Here is a 16,228-nt window from a genome sequence, read left to right on the forward strand (position 1 = left end):
AATTCAAGAAGGAGTGTTCCTCATGACGGTTTATAACTTCTCTGCCGGTCCAGCAGTCCTTCCTGCCCCGGTCCTATTGAAGGCTCAATCCGAGCTACTCGATTATGAAAATTCAGGACAATCCGTTTTTGAAATGAGTCATCGTTCGCCAATCTTTGAATCGATTCGAGATGCGGCTGAACAATCCTTACGGAGACTGATGTCGATTCCCGATACGTACTCCGTATTGTTTCTTCAAGGGGGAGCTACACTTCAGTTCACGATGTTACCGCAAAATCTAGCGACGAAGACCGGACGGGTTGATTTCATCGATACCGGTGGCTGGTCGACGAAGGCGATTGCAGATGCCAAACTGTACACCTCTGTCAATGTGCTCGCCTCTTCCGCTGATCACGGATATCGCTTCATCCCAGAAGGTCCGTTCACATCAACGGCCGACTATCTGCATATCACTTGGAACAATACGCTCGAAGGGACGACGTATCAGACACCGCCTCTCGTCGATGTGCCACTCGTCGCTGATGTCTCTTCTTCGATTTTGTCTGAACCATTGCCAATCGAGTCATTCGATATGTTGTATGCTGGTGCTCAAAAAAACCTTGGCGTCGCTGGTTTGACGGTCGTCATCGTGAAGAACGCGTTGCTAGATCGTGTTCCTGACACGATTGGTGCCTACTTACGGTATGACATCCATGCCAAACAGCGGTCTCTGTATAACACGCCACCGACGTTCAGTCTTTATATGACGAAATTAGTACTCGAATGGATTGAAGAGACGGGACTCGAGACGATCGCGGCACGAAACGTCTCACAAGCACGCATGTTATATGAAGCAATTGATCAATCCCATCTATTTCATAACCATGTAGGCGTCAAGGATCGAAGCCGGATGAACATTCCATTCTCGACCGGTAGTGAGTCGGAGGATGCTGCTTTCTTGAACTTTGCTGCAAGTCACGATCTAATCAACCTTGCCGGTCACCGTTCGATTGGTGGAATGCGCGCGAGTCTTTACAATGCGATGCCGACCGAAGGGGTTACGGCACTGATTCATATCATGCACCGTTTTGAACAGGGGGAACGTTAAATGTATCAAGTCCAACTATGGAATGATTTATCGGATAAAGGATTAAAACGATTCACAGACGACTATCACGTCCAACGGGAAACGGAACAACCGGATGCTTTTCTCGTCCGCAGCAAGGATTTGCATGACATGCGCTTTCCAGATAGTCTCAAAGCCGTCGCCCGAGCCGGTGTCGGTGTCAATACAATTCCACTTAATCAACTCGCGAACCGCGGGATTCCCGTCTTTTCGACGCCAGGTGCTAATGCGAATGCCGTCAAGGAACTCGTCATCGGTAGTTTATTCCTGACGGCGCGAAAGCTCGTCCCGAGTCTGCTTTGGACGAATAACTTACGCGGACCAGATATTCCAGAGCGGATCGAAGCGAACAAAAAACAATTCGTCGGAACGGAGTTACTCGGGAAACGAATCGGGATCGTCGGACTTGGAGCGATCGGGGCAAACTTAGCCAACACCCTTCACGAGCTTGGCATGAGCGTCACAGGCTATGATCCACACATGTCCGTCGAGTCAGCTTGGCGCGTCTCGAATCAGATTCAGCGGGCAACACAGCTTGAGGATCTCCTCGCGACAAGTGACTACATCACGTTGCATCTCCCGCTCGTTGATGCGACGACGGGTTTACTCGATGCGTCACTCTTCTCGAAGATGAAACACGGTGCGACCCTGCTCAACTTCTCGCGTGGTGAACTCGTCGATGAAGAGGCGTTAGCCGACGTGCTCCGGTCGGGTCGCCTGGCGAACTATGTGACGGATTTCCCGAACGCCTTCATCTTATCCCTCCCCCGTGTCATTGCTTTACCACATATCGGGGCATCGACGAGTGAAGCGGAAGAAAACTGTGCCATCATGGCGGTCGATCAACTGCGTCTGTTCCTTGAGACAGGAAACATCCGCAATGCTGTCAATTTCCCAGCCGTCGAGTTACCGTTCACTGGAAAACGACGGATTACGATTGCGCACCATAACATTCCGAACATGGTCGGTCAAATCGCTTCGGTCTTAGCACAAGAGTCGATCAATATCGCGAATATGATCAATGGTAGTAAAGATGCAATTGCCTATACGATCATCGATATCGATAACCATGCGGACGAATCAATCTCGCTCGACCGACTGAAACAGATTCCTGGCGTCTTGAAAACACGTCTACTTTAAAAGGAGTGAACTCCATGCCAACTTTCGAACTTTTTGCGGCGTTACGACCGGACTCAAAATATGCGGCAGAATTTGCCGCCCTACCGTATGATGTTTATTCGCGCGAAGAAGCACGTTCTGAGATTCGACGTCATCCGCTGTCTTTTTTGCGGATCGATAAAGCAGAAGCCACCCTTCCGTCATTGATCGCTGAAGATGATCCACGCGTTTATCAGCAAGCAGCGCTTGCCTTCGAAGAGAGTCAAACAAACGGCATCTTGCGACTCGATCCGGACGAGACATATTACATCTATCAATTGTCAGATGGGACACATACACAATCTGGTTTCGTCGGATGTGTTGCCGTCAGCGATTATGAGACGAATCAAATTCGTAAACATGAATTCACACGTCCAGATAAGGAGCGCGACCGTGTCCGACACGTCGAACAGTTACAAGCTCATACGGGACCGATTTTACTGGCGCATCAGACCGATCCACAACTCGAAGCAATCGTCACAACGGTCACTGCCGGCGACCCTCTATATGATTTCACCGTCGATGGAGTGACGCACCGAATTTTTAAAATCGCCGATCGTAATCACCTGTTGACGATCGGAAGCCAGTTCGCCCGTCACGATGCTCTCTATATCGCTGATGGTCATCATCGTGCGGCGGCGGCCGCCATCGCTGCCAGTCGGACGGACCAGGAGGAAGCCCAACGTTTTCTTGGTGTTTCCTTCCCGCAAGATCAATTACGAATCCTTGGCTACCACCGTGTCGTCGAAGATTTATACGGTCAATCGGTCGTTGACTTCCTCGAGCGATTAGCCCATCGCTTTACGATTACAAAAGGACGCGCTGAACAAACGAAGTCTCACCAAATTGAGATGTATCTCAACCGGCAATGGTATACCCTTTCGTACAAATCTGAACGAATCGGGACGAAAGCGAATCTCGACGTCTCGATTTTACAAGAAGAGTTGTTGACACCGTTACTCGGTATCGAAGATCCACGGACGGACGCACGGATCCAGTTCGTCGGTGGTCATAAGGGATATGCTGGTCTTGAGCAGATCGTGGACTCTGGTCATGCCGCTGTTGCTTTTCACTTGCATCCGACTTCGATCAAAGATTTAATGGCTGTGGCTGATGCCGGAGAAGTGATGCCACCGAAATCGACTTGGTTCGAACCGAAACTTCGGAGCGGTTTACTGATCCATCCGTTTGATTCGTAATGCACACTAAAAAAGCAAGTCGCGGATACGATATCCACGACTTGCTTTTTCTTATACGTGTCGCAAAAGAAGAGCTGACACAGCTTCTACTTGAATAGTTCCCGATAACGTCGTTCCATCTAACAGACTTTCATACGTTCCTTCAAGCGAAAGAGATTGTACCTCTTCACTGACGTTGACGACGAGCAAGTAAACCTGTTCGCCCTGACGTCGCTCGACAATAAATGTCTGTCTTGTATCATCGATCCTTTGGAAATGATACGTTCCGGCATTTGCTAAAACCGGATGCTGTTTTCGAAGGGCGATCAACTGCGCAACGTGATCGAACAACTCAAGGTTCTGCTTCGTCTCGTCCCATTCCATACACGCACGGTTGGCCGGATCTTGCCCACCCTTCATTCCAATCTCATCACCATAATAGATGACGGGTGAACCTGGAAATGTCAACAGTGTAGTGAACAGCAATTTCATTCGATCGATATTCCCTTTCGCACGCGTTAGAGCACGCGGCGTGTCATGCGAGTCAATCAAATTGAACATGACCTCGTTGACATTTTGGGAATGCCAGTTCAAATTCCGGCTGACTGCATGTGAGAAATCACGAACGCGCGTCTCGCCCGTCGCAAAACAAGTCAAAAAGCTCTCGGTCAAACCATAATTCATGACGGCATCAAATTGATCGCCGAGGAGCCATGGTTGCGAATCCGTCCAGCACTCACCGACGATATAACATGTTCCGTTCGCAGCCCGGACTTCCTTGCGAAACTCACGCCAAAATGCATGATCGACTTCACTTGCGACATCCAGACGCCAGCCGTCGATTCCGAATTCCTCGACCCAGTAACGTCCGACGTGAAGCAAATAGTCTTTGACGTCCGGATGGGCAGTATTTAACTTCGGCATGTTTCGTTCAAAGGCAAACACTTCATAGTTCGGAATCGATGGATCGACTGGGAAGGAACCAATCGTAAACCAATTGGCGTATTTTGAATCTTTCCCCTTTTCTAAGACATCCTGAAAGGCGGGGTGCTCTTCACTAATATGGTTGAAGACGGCATCGAGTAATACGCGGATACCGTTCTCATGTAGCACATCGATCATCTTGCGGAACGTTTTCTCGTCACCAAATGCAGGATCAAGCTTCAGATAATCAAGCGTATCGTATTTATGATTCGATGGTGCCTCAAAGACTGGGCAGAAGTAGACACCCGTGACGCCAAGACGTTGTAAATGATCGACGTGATCGATGACCCCTTGAAAATCTCCACCAAAGAAATTCTGAAAAGCAGGTGCTTCACTTCCCCACTCCTTCGTTCCCGCTGGATCATTCGCCGGGTCACCATTCGCGAATCGTTCCGGGAAAATTTGATACCAGACCGTATCCTTCACCCACTCCGGTGTATCAAAGACATCCGTTGCATGAACATATGGCACAGAAAAATAATAGCCCGGATGATCGAGTGGCGCTTCGTCATACCAGCCACGCTCGGTTAAAACGGCTGTCGTATCGCCATGAACCTCAAACCCATATCGTACCCGCTTCCGTTCTGGACGGATTGCAACGAACCAATAGTCATACGTTGCATCACTTCCATTGTGTTGCATCGGCGTCCGCTCTACTTTCCATGATTTTTCTTTCTCCGGATCAAAATTCCAATCTCGGTCTTCTTCTTTTTCCGCTTCCCATTCGTACGGATCACCATATATCAATTCAACTTTTTCAATATCGTCTTTAGCCGTCATGAGTCGGACATGGACCGTCTCTTGATCGTAAGCATAAACGAACGGTGATAATGCGCGATGAACTACCCCAGCCTGGTTCAAATTCTGCCACTCTCCCTTAAATTGATATTTCTCTATCAGTAAAGTTCCTTTCTTCCACATCGCTTAAACGTATTTAATAGAAATTCAACGGTTCCACCGACATTTTAGTTCAGTCTGTCAGGTAGTTTAAGGTATACTGATAACGCATAGGAAATCACGGATTTCTGACATTACGGAAAGAGAGTGGATACGAAATGGGTCGTAAATGGAATAACATCAAGGAAAAAAAAGCATCAAAAGACAAAAATACGAGTCGGATTTACGCAAAGTTCGGTCGTGAGATTTATGTAGCGGCTAAACAAGGTGAACCCGATCCAGAATCAAACCAAGCATTAAAGGTCGTTCTCGAACGAGCGAAAACATACAACGTGCCACGTGCCATCGTCGATCGGGCGATTGAAAAAGCAAAAGGTGGAGCGGAAGAAAACTACGACGTCTTGCGTTATGAAGGATTCGGTCCAAGCGGTTCAATGGTCATCGTCGAAACGTTGACGAACAACGTTAACCGGACGGCTTCTGACGTTCGTGCTGCATTCGGAAAAAATGGCGGAAACATGGGCGTGAGCGGATCCGTCGCTTATATGTTCGATGCGACGGCAATCTTTGCGTTTGAAGGTAAAACTGCAGATGACGTTCTCGAATTGATGATGGAAGCGGATATTGATGTGCGCGATATCCTCGAAGAAGACGAATCTGTCATCATCTACGCTGAGCCGGAACAATTCCATGCTGTACAAGAAGCGTTGAAAGCTGCAGGCATTACTGAGTTCTCACTTGCCGAACTGGTCATGCTCGCCCAAAACGAAGTCGCGTTGTCTGAAGACGACGTCGCACAATTCGAGAAAATGATCGATGCACTGGAAGATCTTGAGGATGTGCAACAGGTCTACCATAACGTAGAACTATAATTAAAAAGACAAGGGGATGGTCACGACCATCCCCTTGTCTTTTTAATTATAGTTTCTGTATCGGTTAACGCCCGAAATCGGTCACGCACCGTCTGTTTTTATCATAAAGTATGAAACGCGTTTCATAACAAGAACAAAAAAAGATTCATTTGTGATGTTTATTTCTTGTATTTAATGGGAATAGTAATATTCGGAGTTGATTATAACTTATTTTGCTTTGAAGAAATAAAAGGAGGAACGAACGATGACATATTCTTTAATTGAAACATTCAAACACATCGTAAGCGAGGCAACTAGCTTTAAGCGCGTTGATTTCGGAGGTTACGATATTTATATGCAGACAACAGATGGACGAACGATTACGGCACACATCCGCTATGATGGTGGTGGTACGGACTTCAATGAAGCTTATTTAATGCTTGAATCGAGTACCGGTCAACGTCGCACAGCGACCTTAACGCTTTATCAATTCGAACATCTCTCTTCTTATACTGCACACAGTGAACGGACACGTGCCCTAGTCACAACAAGTGCTTAATGACCATAAAACACGCCTCTCATTCGAGAGACGTGCTTTTTTAATTTTCTTCTCGCTCGAGGCGCTCGAGTTCTGCGTGTGTTTGTGGGAATCCATTCGCTTGCCAATCTGCCCGATGAATGGAATCCAGTTGTGTCAGTCCGACTTCAGCCGGATCGCGTTTCGCGTCGACACTTGGACGATGGTCAATATCATCTGAAGTCGATTTTCGTTGTTGGTATTGTTGATAGGCGATTGTCGCAATCGCCGCTAGACCACCTAAAATGACACCTGTCTTGAATGTTGCTCGCATGAAAGTTCCCCCTCTATGGTCATTAGTTGTGCTCTAGGTAGATGTACCCGAGTTACTTGAATTTGAATCATTCTTCTCATGGATCAACGTGTTATTTGAAAAAAATCAAAAAAAATTTCAGCCTATTTCTGCCGTGTTCCTACATATTTAATAATCAAGAGAGAAAATGGCTCTATCCCTTATGCTTCAACGCTTCACGTCATGCAAGAAGGAAAAAAGTACGCTATACTTGATTCAGAAACATCTTCGACGAACAAAATGAATCGTGTCTTCTACTGGACAGTTCCGAGCTTCAACAGCTTGCGTTCGCGTCCCTTTTTCATTTTTGGTCGTCGATGTCACAAAGGAGGGAATTTCGTGTCCGTGATGCACGGGGCTATTTTACTGCCCATATTGATCAGTCTTTTCATTCCGCTTCTAGCGAAACGCCTTCCGAACATTCATACCGGTTGGTTTGTACTTGTCGTACCTGTACTGCTCGTTTCGTATTTCAGCCGCTTTCTCGCTGGTACGATGTCAGGTGAGACCTTTACGGCACGCATGCCGTGGATACCATCGCTCGGTATCGATTTCGTCACGTATCTCGACGGACTCGGCTTATTGTTCGCACTATTGATCACAGGAATCGGCTCACTCGTCGTTCTTTATTCGATTTTTTATTTAGATGCGAAAAAAGAATCACTCGGAACATTTTATGTTTATCTGTTGATGTTCATGACCGCCATGCTTGGCGTCGTGCTGTCAGATAACATGATCGTCCTCTATCTGTTCTGGGAATTAACGTCGATTTCGTCGTTCTTATTGATCGCCTATTGGTACGAGCGGGAACGTTCTCGTTACGGCGCTCAAAAATCGATGCTGATCACCGTCTTCGGTGGACTAGCGATGCTTGGGGGAATCGCGATTCTCTCAACACTCAGTGGATCGTTAAGTATTCGTGAGACCTATGCGTCGCTTGAATCGATTCAAGGTGAACCCTTCTTTTCGGTCGCCCTCGTTTTATTCTTGCTAGCTGCCTTCACGAAATCGGCTCAATTTCCGTTCCACATCTGGTTACCGGATGCGATGGAAGCACCGACCCCTGTCAGCGCCTACTTGCACTCGGCAACGATGGTCAAGGCAGGGTTGTATCTTGTCGCTCGTTTCAGTCCGATTTTTGCGGATGAGTCGCTCTGGTTCTATCTCGTCTCATCTGTCGGAATATTCACCTTATTCTGGGGTTCACTCAATGCGGTGAAACAACATGATTTGAAAGGAATCCTTGCTTACTCGACGATTTCTCAGCTTGGATTGATCATGTCCTTGCTCGGACTCGGAGCAGCCGCCTTGCACGTCGACGCGTTAGATGACGGATTATATACGATTGCGACAGTCGCTGCGATCTTCCACCTGATCAACCACGCGACGTTTAAAGGCAGTCTCTTCATGATGGCGGGAATCGTCGATCACGAGACTGGTACTCGCGACATTCGGAAGCTCGGTGGTCTTGCGCAACTCATGCCGATTTCGATGACGATTGCGATGATCGGGACCCTTTCGATGGCGGGGATTCCACCATTCAATGGTTTCTTAAGTAAAGAGATGTTCTTGACAGGTGTACTTGAAGTTTCAGGATCTGACTTGTTCCACTTACCGTCTTACGGTTGGATTATTCCTGTACTCGCCGTCGTCGGAAGTATCTTTACATTCGTCTATAGCATCTTGATCGTCCGCAGAACGTTCTTCGGTAAGCGTCAAGACGACAAGTTACCGAAAACACCACACGAGGCACCGATTGGCATGTTGATTCCACCTCTCGTCCTCGTCTCGCTCGTCGTCATCATCGGACTCTTCCCGAATATATTATCGGATACGTTGATTCGACCGGCAGTCGAAGCGATCTTACCGCAAGTCGTTGATGCGGGTGGCAAGATTGATGTGCATATTTCAATGTGGCATGGATTCAATACTGAATTATTCCTGACACTCGTGATCATCAGTGCTGGCGTAATCTTGTATAAAACACTCCCACGTTGGCAATCGCTTTACAACCGGATGCCACGTGCCGTCTCCTTGAATCATCAATATGACGCCTTGTTACGTCGTGGTGAACAGACATCGACAAAGATCCATGATACGGTCATGACCGGATACATGCGGTCGTATCTCGTCTACATCTTCGGATTCATCGTCATCTTGATCTTGACGGCATTATACGGGTTTGATGCCTTCCGCTTCGCGGTTGATCCAATCAGCTCGATTGACGCGTATGAGATCATCCTTGCACTCGTTCTCGTTTCGAGTGCCCTCTCGATCACCTTTGCGCGTTCACGACTGACATCGATCATCTTGCTCGGTGTGACAGGTTATACGGTCGCTCTGTTCTTCGTCTTGTTCCGAGCGCCAGACCTTGCCTTGACGCAACTCGTCATCGAGACCGTATCGGTCGCTCTGTTCCTGCTCGTTTTCTATCGTTTACCGGAAATCAGCCGGAAAGAAGAGCGCATTCCGTTCAAGCTCGGCAACGCCTTGATTTCGGCACTCGTCGGACTGACGGTGACACTCGTCGCACTTGCTTCTCTCAGCCAACGATCGTTTACTTCAATCGCCAAATATTACATCGATAATGTCGCTGATCTTGCCGCTGGCGGTAATATGGTCAACGTCATTCTCGTCGACTTCCGTGGCTTCGATACGTTGTTTGAGATTGCCGTTCTCGCACTTGCCGGAATCGGAATTTACACGATGATTAAATTCAGACGAACAGGAGGGATGGATAAATGAAAAAGCAGACAAAAAAGCATACGAATGACGTCATCTTAGAGTCCGCGACTTCCTTTATCACGTTCATCATCTTCCTGTTTGCTGTCTACTTGTTCTTTGCTGGACACTATACGCCAGGTGGCGGTTTCATTGGTGGTCTTGTGACGGCGTCTGCTCTTGTCTTGATCTTACTTGCTTACGACATCAAGACGTTACGCCGGATTTTGCCATTCGACTACAAATGGATCACGGCTCTTGGCATGTTGATTGCCGTACTGACGGCTTCAGGAGCGCTTGTCTTTAACGTCCCGTTCTTCACACATGCACATGACTATTTCAACCTACCGTTATTCGGTAAGACATCACTTCATACGGCGATGTTGTTTGATCTTGGTGTTTATCTTGTTGTCGTCGGTGTGACGATGACGATTATTCAAACGATTGGGGAGAGTGATTAATATGGAAATCATCATGGCGATCGCCGCAGGCATCCTGACGATGTGTGCCATTTATCTCATTCTTTCGAAAAGTATTCTTCGCATTATCATCGGAACAGGGTTGCTCAGCCACGCTGCCCATCTACTCGTCATGACGATGGGTGGATTAAAACGAGGCGCGGCTCCGGTCTTAAAGGACGGCGTGACTTCCTATACGGATCCACTACCGCAAGCACTCGTCTTGACCGCCATCGTCATCAGCTTTGGTGTCACTGCCTTTTTCTTGGTACTCGCTTATCGTGCCTATCAAGAACTCGGAACCGATAATATCGAAGAGATGAAAGGAACCGATTCGAATGATTAACTTACCGCTACTACCAATCATCATCCCTTTGTTGACGGGTGTCATCTTGATGTTTTTCCCACGACACCTCAAAGGACAACGAATCGTTTCCCTCTTTTCGACGATTTTAACTGTCTGTGCCTCCATCTATCTTGTGCTGACTGTCCGGTCTAACGGAATCTTAACAGTCACACTCGGTAGCTGGCCAGCACCTTTTGGTATCACACTCGTCTCTGACATGCTATCCGCTTTACTCGTCACGACGACAAGCATTCTTGTTCTTTGTATCATCTGGTATGCCATTGTCTACTTGAGCGTTTCCTATCAACGATACTACTATTTCATTGCCGTCCAATTCTTGCTCGTTGGTGTCAATGGTGCCTTTACGACAGGTGATATCTTTAACATGTTCGTCTTCTTCGAAGTCTTCCTGATTTCGTCTTATGTCTTGATCGTTCTTGGCGGGAAACCGGCACAATTACGAGAATCGCTGAAGTATCTCTTGATCAACGTCATCTCGTCCGCATTATTCGTCATGACGGTTGCCTTCTTGTACGGGATCATTGGATCGCTCAGCATGGCGGATATCAGTCAAAAGATTTCAGAGGTCGGACAGCCGGCAATCCTCAACGTCATCGCCTTGTTATTCCTGATCGTCTTCGGATTAAAAGGTGCGATCTTCCCGCTCTACTTCTGGTTACCTGGTTCTTATCAAGTACCGCCGACGCCTGTTCTTGCTCTGTTCGGTGCCTTGCTGACGAAGGTCGGGGTCTACGGGATTTTACGGACGTATAGTTTGTTCTTCTCAAATGAGATTGGAACGATTCATCAAATCTTAAGTATCCTTGCTCTCAGTACGATCGTCATCGGGGTGATTGGTGCGCTCGCGACACGAGATGCGAAGCAAATCATCATCTACAACATCATTGTCGCAGTCGGGGTCATCTTGTACGGGGTTTCCCTCATGACACCGCAAGCACTAGAAGGTGCGATTTTCTATCTTCTTCATGATATGTTGATTAAAGCTGCTCTATTCCTACTTGTTGGGATTATGGTCGGAATTGCTGGTTCGAGTAAACTGAAGGATATGGGGGGAATGATCAAAACCTACCCTGTACTTGGTTGGACGTTCTTTATTGCGGCGTTATCACTTGCCGGGATTCCACCGCTCAGCGGGTTCATTGGGAAATTCCTGATTGTTCGTGGTGGTATTGAAGCCGGTGAGTTGATTGGACCAATCATCGTCTTACTATCAAGTCTACTGGTCTTGTATTCCGTCGTTCAATTGTTCATGCGTGCCTTTTGGGGAACACCAAAGACTTACTCTGGTGATAAACAAGCGCTTGTTCCAAAGCTGCTCGTTCCTACGATTGCCTTAGTTGCGCTCAGCGTTCTCTATGGAGTAGGTGCTGAGGCGATGCGTCCACTGATTCAACAAGCCGTTGAACCGTTGACGAATCCAACGCTCTATATCGATGCCGTACTAAAAGGAGGTCGTTAATTCATGGCATTTCAAGTCTTGCTCAACTTATTTCTTGCATTCTTGTGGATGTTCCTCTCAAACAATTTCTCGGCCTCCGGTTTTGTCATTGGTTACGCGCTGGGGCTGATTGCGATGTTCGCTTTCCGTCGCGGCTTCAAAGGTCGCTTTTATCTCGGACCTGTCGTCGCACTCGTCCTATTGTTCTTCCGCTTTCTCTACGAGCTTGTCGTCGCGAACATCGATGTCTTGAAGATCATCTTAAAGCCGAGGTTAGATATTCAGCCTGGTATCTTTGCCTATGAGACCGAACTCGATCAACCATGGCAAATCACGTTGCTGTCGATGCTGATCACATTGACACCAGGAACACTTGTCGTCGATATCTCAGATGATAATAAGACACTCTATATTCACGCGCTCCACATGCCAGAGGTCGATGAAGCAGTCGCTTCGATTCGTGATAGTTTTGAGAAAGCCATTCTGGAGGTGAGTCGGTAATGTTCGATATTTTAATCTATATCGCACTCGGGGGTGTCTTTCTCTCGATGCTCGGTCTGTTTTACCGGGTCATCAAAGGACCAAGTGTGGCGGATCGTGTCATTGCTCTTGATTCGATTGGTATCAGCTTGATTTCAATCGTTGGCCTTGTCTCGATCATCTTACGGACGAGCGACTACCTCGAAGTCATCCTGTTGATTGGTATACTCGCCTTCATCGGTACGGTTGCCTTTTCAAAATATATCGAGAAAGGAGAGATCATCGAACGTGATCGCAATCAATGAATTGATCGTCGCGGTCTTCGCCTTGCTCGGTATGGGATTTAGTCTCGTCACCGCGCTTGGTCTGATCCGCTTACCGGATGTCTATACGCGTGCTCACGCTGCATCTAAAAGCGCGACATTAGGTGTCATGTCGATTTTAATCGGCGTCATCATCTATTTCGTCACTGAAGATGGATTCTTCTCCTCTCGTGTCGTTCTCGGCATCCTGTTCGTGCTCATTACAGCACCGATTGGAGGACATCTGATCGCTCGTGCTGCATATTACAGCAATGTGCCGTTATGGAAATCGTCTGTTCGTGACGACTTGTCTCAGAACAAAGAACATGTGGAACCAAAGAAACGCCAAGATGATGTATAAGTATCGCTATGACAAAACCCTCGCTTCCATTCACGGAAGCGAGGGTTTTTTGATTAAGAACGCTGTAAAGGTGAGGCAGCAAACAAGAGTGCCAACTCATCACGATTAACCAGCAATTCTTCTAATGTATGCTGTTCCAGTTCCCGGATAAAAGCTCGAAGCGCTCGTCCGAGCACACCTTTTAGACGACATCCTGGTTCGATGACACAATGACCGTTGCTTCCAAAACACTCGACGATATCCATCGGTTCCATCTCCCGAACGACTTTACCGATGTTGATGTCTTTTGGATCACGAATCAAACGGAGTCCGCCTGACCGACCTCTTGTTGATTCGACATAGCCAAGTTTCGCTAACTGTTGTGTCACCTTCATTAAATGGTTGGATGAGATGCCATAATGATTTGCAATCTGCGGCATTGGTGTGATGACATCCCGGTGCACCCCGAGGTACATCAACACACGTAATCCATAATCCGTATACTGTGTAATTCTCACGATCCTCACTCCATTCCTTCCCAAAACTGCACTGTTATCGTACCATGAAATACGAAACTGACTACATTGTTTTGTCTCATGATTCGAAATTCTGATAAACCTCTATAGGGTTTACGTATGGAATGAAATATTGGATTTAAAATACGAGTTTTAAAAACAAAAAAACTATTTCTCCTTTCCTGTTCGAAAGAAGAAATAGTACTATTTCCTTTTTACCTTATTTTTTGTACAGTCCTTTCACGACATCATTAAAACGGTCGGCATAGTTCGTAAAGACTCCCGTGACACCATAATCAAGCATACGAACCATATCCGCTTTTTCATTCACTGTGTACGGGTGAAGTAACAAATCATGCGCCCGAATTGCTGCGACGTTCTCACGTGTCAATGCTTTGAAGGAAGGACCGACACCGACCGCATACTGGCGGATTGCTGTTAATCGATCATCCGTCATTGCCTTGACTTCATTTGCTTCCATCAACTGAACCAAGGGAACGTTCGGGTCGATGGCTCTGACTTTTTGAAGACTCGCTTCACTAAACGACTGAATCAAGACTTGTCCTGATTTGACCTTGTTACTCGACAATCCGTTCTGCTTTAGTACGTCGAGCAATTTCTGTTCCATTCCCGGGTACACTTCCGGTGATTTCGTCTCGATGTAGTAATTCGCATGCTTCCCATACTTACTCAAGACTTCTTGAAGCGTCGGAACTTTCAAACCGACATACGATTTTTTCGCAAGGGTCGGGTTCGCTTCATTGAACCAGCTACCGGCATCAAGTTTCTTGATTTCAGCAAGCGTTTTATCTTTGACGGCACCCGTTCCGTTCGTCGTCCGATCAACCGTTTCATCGTGCATCGCAATCAATTGACCGTCTTTTGTCATCTGTAAATCAATTTCGATGTAATCTGCTTTGAATGTCTTATGTCCCATTTCATAAGCTGGCATCGTATGCTCTGGCGCGTATCCCGAAGCTCCGCGGTGAGCAACATTGATGATTCGATTTGGATCGAGTAACGATGTTCCTTTTGAATGTGCGCTGACATCTTCTGTCGGAAGACCCGTGCTTAATACGGCTCCTGCTACCATCGTCAATCCAAATTGTTTCAACATAATCAATCCCCCCTTGAAATATTCTTACAACACTTATCCTAAATCGTATGTATGAAGCTGATATAGAGATGATGTAAATGTCATTTCGTGTTTTGATGACAAAGTGATATCAACAAAAAAAAGACCCGCATCTAAAACGGGTCTTTTAATGATTACGCTTCGAAAATCAATGACTCTGGATCTTCAAGGAGATCTTTAATGTGCTTCAAGAACGTAACAGCTTCTTTTCCATCAACGATTCGGTGATCATAAGAGAGTGCGACATACATCATCGGACGGTTTTCCATGCGTTCAGCATCAATCGCTACAGGACGTAAGTTGATTGCGTGCATTCCGAGAATCGCGACTTGTGGACCGTTTAAAATCGGTGTCGACATGAGTGAACCGAACGTACCACCATTCGTGATCGTGAACGTACCACCCGTCAAATCAGATAGACCGAGTTTGTTATCGCGCGCCTTGACCGCTAATTGAATGATGTCTTTTTCAATCTCAGCAAAGTTCTTTTTGTCCGCATCACGCACGACTGGAACGACGAGACCATCTGGTGCTGAAACGGCAATACCGATATCGTAGAATTTCTTCAGGACGATTTCGTCGCCTTGAATCTCAGCATTCAAGTATGGCATCTTTTTAAGTGCTGCGACTGCTGCTTTCGTAAAGAATGACATGAAGCCAAGTTTGACTTCGTTTTCTTTCACGAATTTCTCTTGGCGACGTTTACGCAGTGCCATGACCGCTGACATATCGATCTCATTAAATGTTGTCAACATTGCTGCCGTTTGCTGAACTTCAACGAGTCGGTTCGCAATCGTCTTGCGACGGCGTGACATCTTGATTCGCTCTTCCGGTTTCCCAGGAGCGGCTGCAGATGCTGGTGCTGGTGCCGGTGTAGCGGGTTTCGTAGGAGCCGGTTTTGCTTGCTCACGTGGTGCTACTTCAAACGTCGCGACGTCTTGCACACGGATACGACCAAGTGGATCTTGCGTCGCCACTTGTGCTAAATCAATTCCTTTTTCACGAGCCAGTTTACGGGCAGCAGGTGAAGCAATCGGACGATCCGCAACAGATGTACTTTCAGTCGCTGCCACAGCCACCGGTTGTTCCGCTTTTTCTTCTGCTTTTGGTGTCTCTTTTGGAGTTTCTTGTACTGGTTCTGCCGCAGCCGGTTTTGGAGCCTCGCCACCAGCAGAGATGACAGCAATCGTTTCCCCGACGCGAACTGTATCTCCTTCAGCAGCCATCACTTCCGTCAACGTACCTGCTTCATCTGACGGTACTTCGATATTGACTTTATCTGTCTCGAGCTCAACGATGGCTTCTCCTTTTTCAACGTGATCACCTGGTTGTTTCAACCAAGACGCCACCGTTCCTTCTGTGATTGATTCGGCAAGTTCTGGTACTTTGATTTCCATCGTATTCTCCCCCTATGACTCGATTCTATCTTA

At 47.1% G+C, this 16,228-nt stretch carries 17 protein-coding genes; 12 read left to right on the plus strand and 5 right to left on the minus strand.

Features of this window, described 5'->3' with window-relative positions; all coding sequences use genetic code 11:
* The first annotated feature begins 22 nt into the window (after window positions 1–22).
* Genes serC through ESP131_RS11765 form a run of 3 tightly spaced genes read left to right on the plus strand, consistent with a single transcriptional unit; the run spans window position 23 to window position 3,462 of the window.
* Window positions 23–1,087 carry a 3-phosphoserine/phosphohydroxythreonine transaminase gene (gene serC, locus ESP131_RS11755; RefSeq protein WP_069940793.1) on the plus strand — a complete coding sequence of 355 codons (1,065 nt, stop codon included), beginning with the start codon at window positions 23–25 and terminating at the stop codon, window positions 1,085–1,087.
* Window positions 1,088–2,245, plus strand: a complete 1,158-nt coding sequence (locus ESP131_RS11760) for a phosphoglycerate dehydrogenase (protein WP_069940794.1) — start codon at window positions 1,088–1,090, stop codon at window positions 2,243–2,245. It abuts the gene before it with no gap.
* Between the two features lie 14 nt (window positions 2,246–2,259).
* Window positions 2,260–3,462, plus strand: coding sequence for a DUF1015 domain-containing protein (locus tag ESP131_RS11765; protein WP_069940795.1), 1,203 nt, complete (start codon window positions 2,260–2,262; stop codon window positions 3,460–3,462).
* Between the two features lie 51 nt (window positions 3,463–3,513).
* On the opposite strand, the gene ESP131_RS11770 is transcribed toward ESP131_RS11765, so the two are convergent.
* A complete protein-coding gene (locus ESP131_RS11770) occupies window positions 3,514–5,286 on the minus strand; it encodes a glycoside hydrolase family 13 protein (RefSeq protein WP_069940796.1) in 1,773 nt (590 codons plus the stop codon).
* Between the two features lie 194 nt (window positions 5,287–5,480).
* On the opposite strand from ESP131_RS11770, the gene ESP131_RS11775 reads away from it, so the two are divergent.
* A complete protein-coding gene (locus ESP131_RS11775; RefSeq protein WP_023468535.1) occupies window positions 5,481–6,194 on the plus strand; it encodes a YebC/PmpR family DNA-binding transcriptional regulator in 714 nt (237 codons plus the stop codon).
* A gap of 244 nt (window positions 6,195–6,438) precedes the next feature.
* Window positions 6,439–6,732 (plus strand): hypothetical protein, encoded by a 294-nt coding sequence (locus ESP131_RS11780; protein ID WP_023468536.1) that lies wholly within the window; start codon window positions 6,439–6,441, stop codon window positions 6,730–6,732.
* A 40-nt stretch (window positions 6,733–6,772) separates the two neighbouring features.
* On the opposite strand, the gene ESP131_RS11785 is transcribed toward ESP131_RS11780, so the two are convergent.
* Entirely contained in the window at window positions 6,773–7,024 is a 252-nt protein-coding gene (locus ESP131_RS11785; protein WP_029341919.1) for a hypothetical protein, read from the minus strand.
* Between the two features lie 357 nt (window positions 7,025–7,381).
* On the opposite strand from ESP131_RS11785, the gene ESP131_RS11790 reads away from it, so the two are divergent.
* The 7 genes from ESP131_RS11790 to mnhG are packed head-to-tail and all read left to right on the plus strand — an operon-like array spanning window position 7,382 to window position 13,169.
* Window positions 7,382–9,787 (plus strand): Na+/H+ antiporter subunit A, encoded by a 2,406-nt coding sequence (locus tag ESP131_RS11790; protein WP_035396993.1) that lies wholly within the window; start codon window positions 7,382–7,384, stop codon window positions 9,785–9,787.
* A complete protein-coding gene (locus tag ESP131_RS11795; protein WP_023468539.1) occupies window positions 9,784–10,224 on the plus strand; it encodes a Na(+)/H(+) antiporter subunit B in 441 nt (146 codons plus the stop codon). Before ESP131_RS11790 ends, ESP131_RS11795 begins: the two co-directional genes overlap by 4 nt.
* Before the next feature lies 1 nt (window position 10,225).
* Window positions 10,226–10,567, plus strand: coding sequence for a Na(+)/H(+) antiporter subunit C (locus ESP131_RS11800; RefSeq protein WP_023468540.1), 342 nt, complete (start codon window positions 10,226–10,228; stop codon window positions 10,565–10,567).
* Window positions 10,560–12,047, plus strand: coding sequence for a Na+/H+ antiporter subunit D (locus ESP131_RS11805; protein WP_069940797.1), 1,488 nt, complete (start codon window positions 10,560–10,562; stop codon window positions 12,045–12,047). Before ESP131_RS11800 ends, ESP131_RS11805 begins: the two co-directional genes overlap by 8 nt.
* A gap of 3 nt (window positions 12,048–12,050) precedes the next feature.
* Window positions 12,051–12,527, plus strand: a complete 477-nt coding sequence (locus tag ESP131_RS11810; protein WP_069940798.1) for a Na+/H+ antiporter subunit E — start codon at window positions 12,051–12,053, stop codon at window positions 12,525–12,527.
* Window positions 12,528–12,574: 47 nt separating this feature from the next.
* The gene (locus ESP131_RS11815; RefSeq protein ID WP_369792030.1) at window positions 12,575–12,811 is read left to right on the plus strand and encodes a Na(+)/H(+) antiporter subunit F1; all 237 of its coding nucleotides are present in this window, start codon (window positions 12,575–12,577) and stop codon (window positions 12,809–12,811) included.
* Complete coding sequence (gene mnhG / locus ESP131_RS11820; protein ID WP_047395592.1) at window positions 12,795–13,169, plus strand: monovalent cation/H(+) antiporter subunit G; 375 nt, start codon at window positions 12,795–12,797, stop codon at window positions 13,167–13,169. The genes ESP131_RS11815 and mnhG overlap by 17 nt, the downstream gene beginning before the upstream one ends.
* A gap of 53 nt (window positions 13,170–13,222) precedes the next feature.
* On the opposite strand, the gene ESP131_RS11825 is transcribed toward mnhG, so the two are convergent.
* From ESP131_RS11825 to odhB, 3 genes are all read right to left on the minus strand, one after another.
* Entirely contained in the window at window positions 13,223–13,666 is a 444-nt protein-coding gene (locus ESP131_RS11825; protein ID WP_047395589.1) for an Rrf2 family transcriptional regulator, read from the minus strand.
* Between the two features lie 217 nt (window positions 13,667–13,883).
* On the minus strand, window positions 13,884–14,780 hold the full coding sequence (locus tag ESP131_RS11830) for a glycerophosphodiester phosphodiesterase (protein WP_047395586.1): 897 nt from the start codon (window positions 14,778–14,780) through the stop codon (window positions 13,884–13,886).
* Between the two features lie 152 nt (window positions 14,781–14,932).
* Window positions 14,933–16,195 carry a 2-oxoglutarate dehydrogenase complex dihydrolipoyllysine-residue succinyltransferase gene (odhB, locus tag ESP131_RS11835; protein ID WP_047395583.1) on the minus strand — a complete coding sequence of 421 codons (1,263 nt, stop codon included), beginning with the start codon at window positions 16,193–16,195 and terminating at the stop codon, window positions 14,933–14,935.
* Window positions 16,196–16,228 lie beyond the last annotated feature (33 nt).

The sequence above is a fragment of the Exiguobacterium sp. U13-1 genome, from assembly GCF_001750115.1.
Classification (GTDB): Bacteria; Bacillota; Bacilli; order Exiguobacteriales; family Exiguobacteriaceae; genus Exiguobacterium_A; species Exiguobacterium_A acetylicum.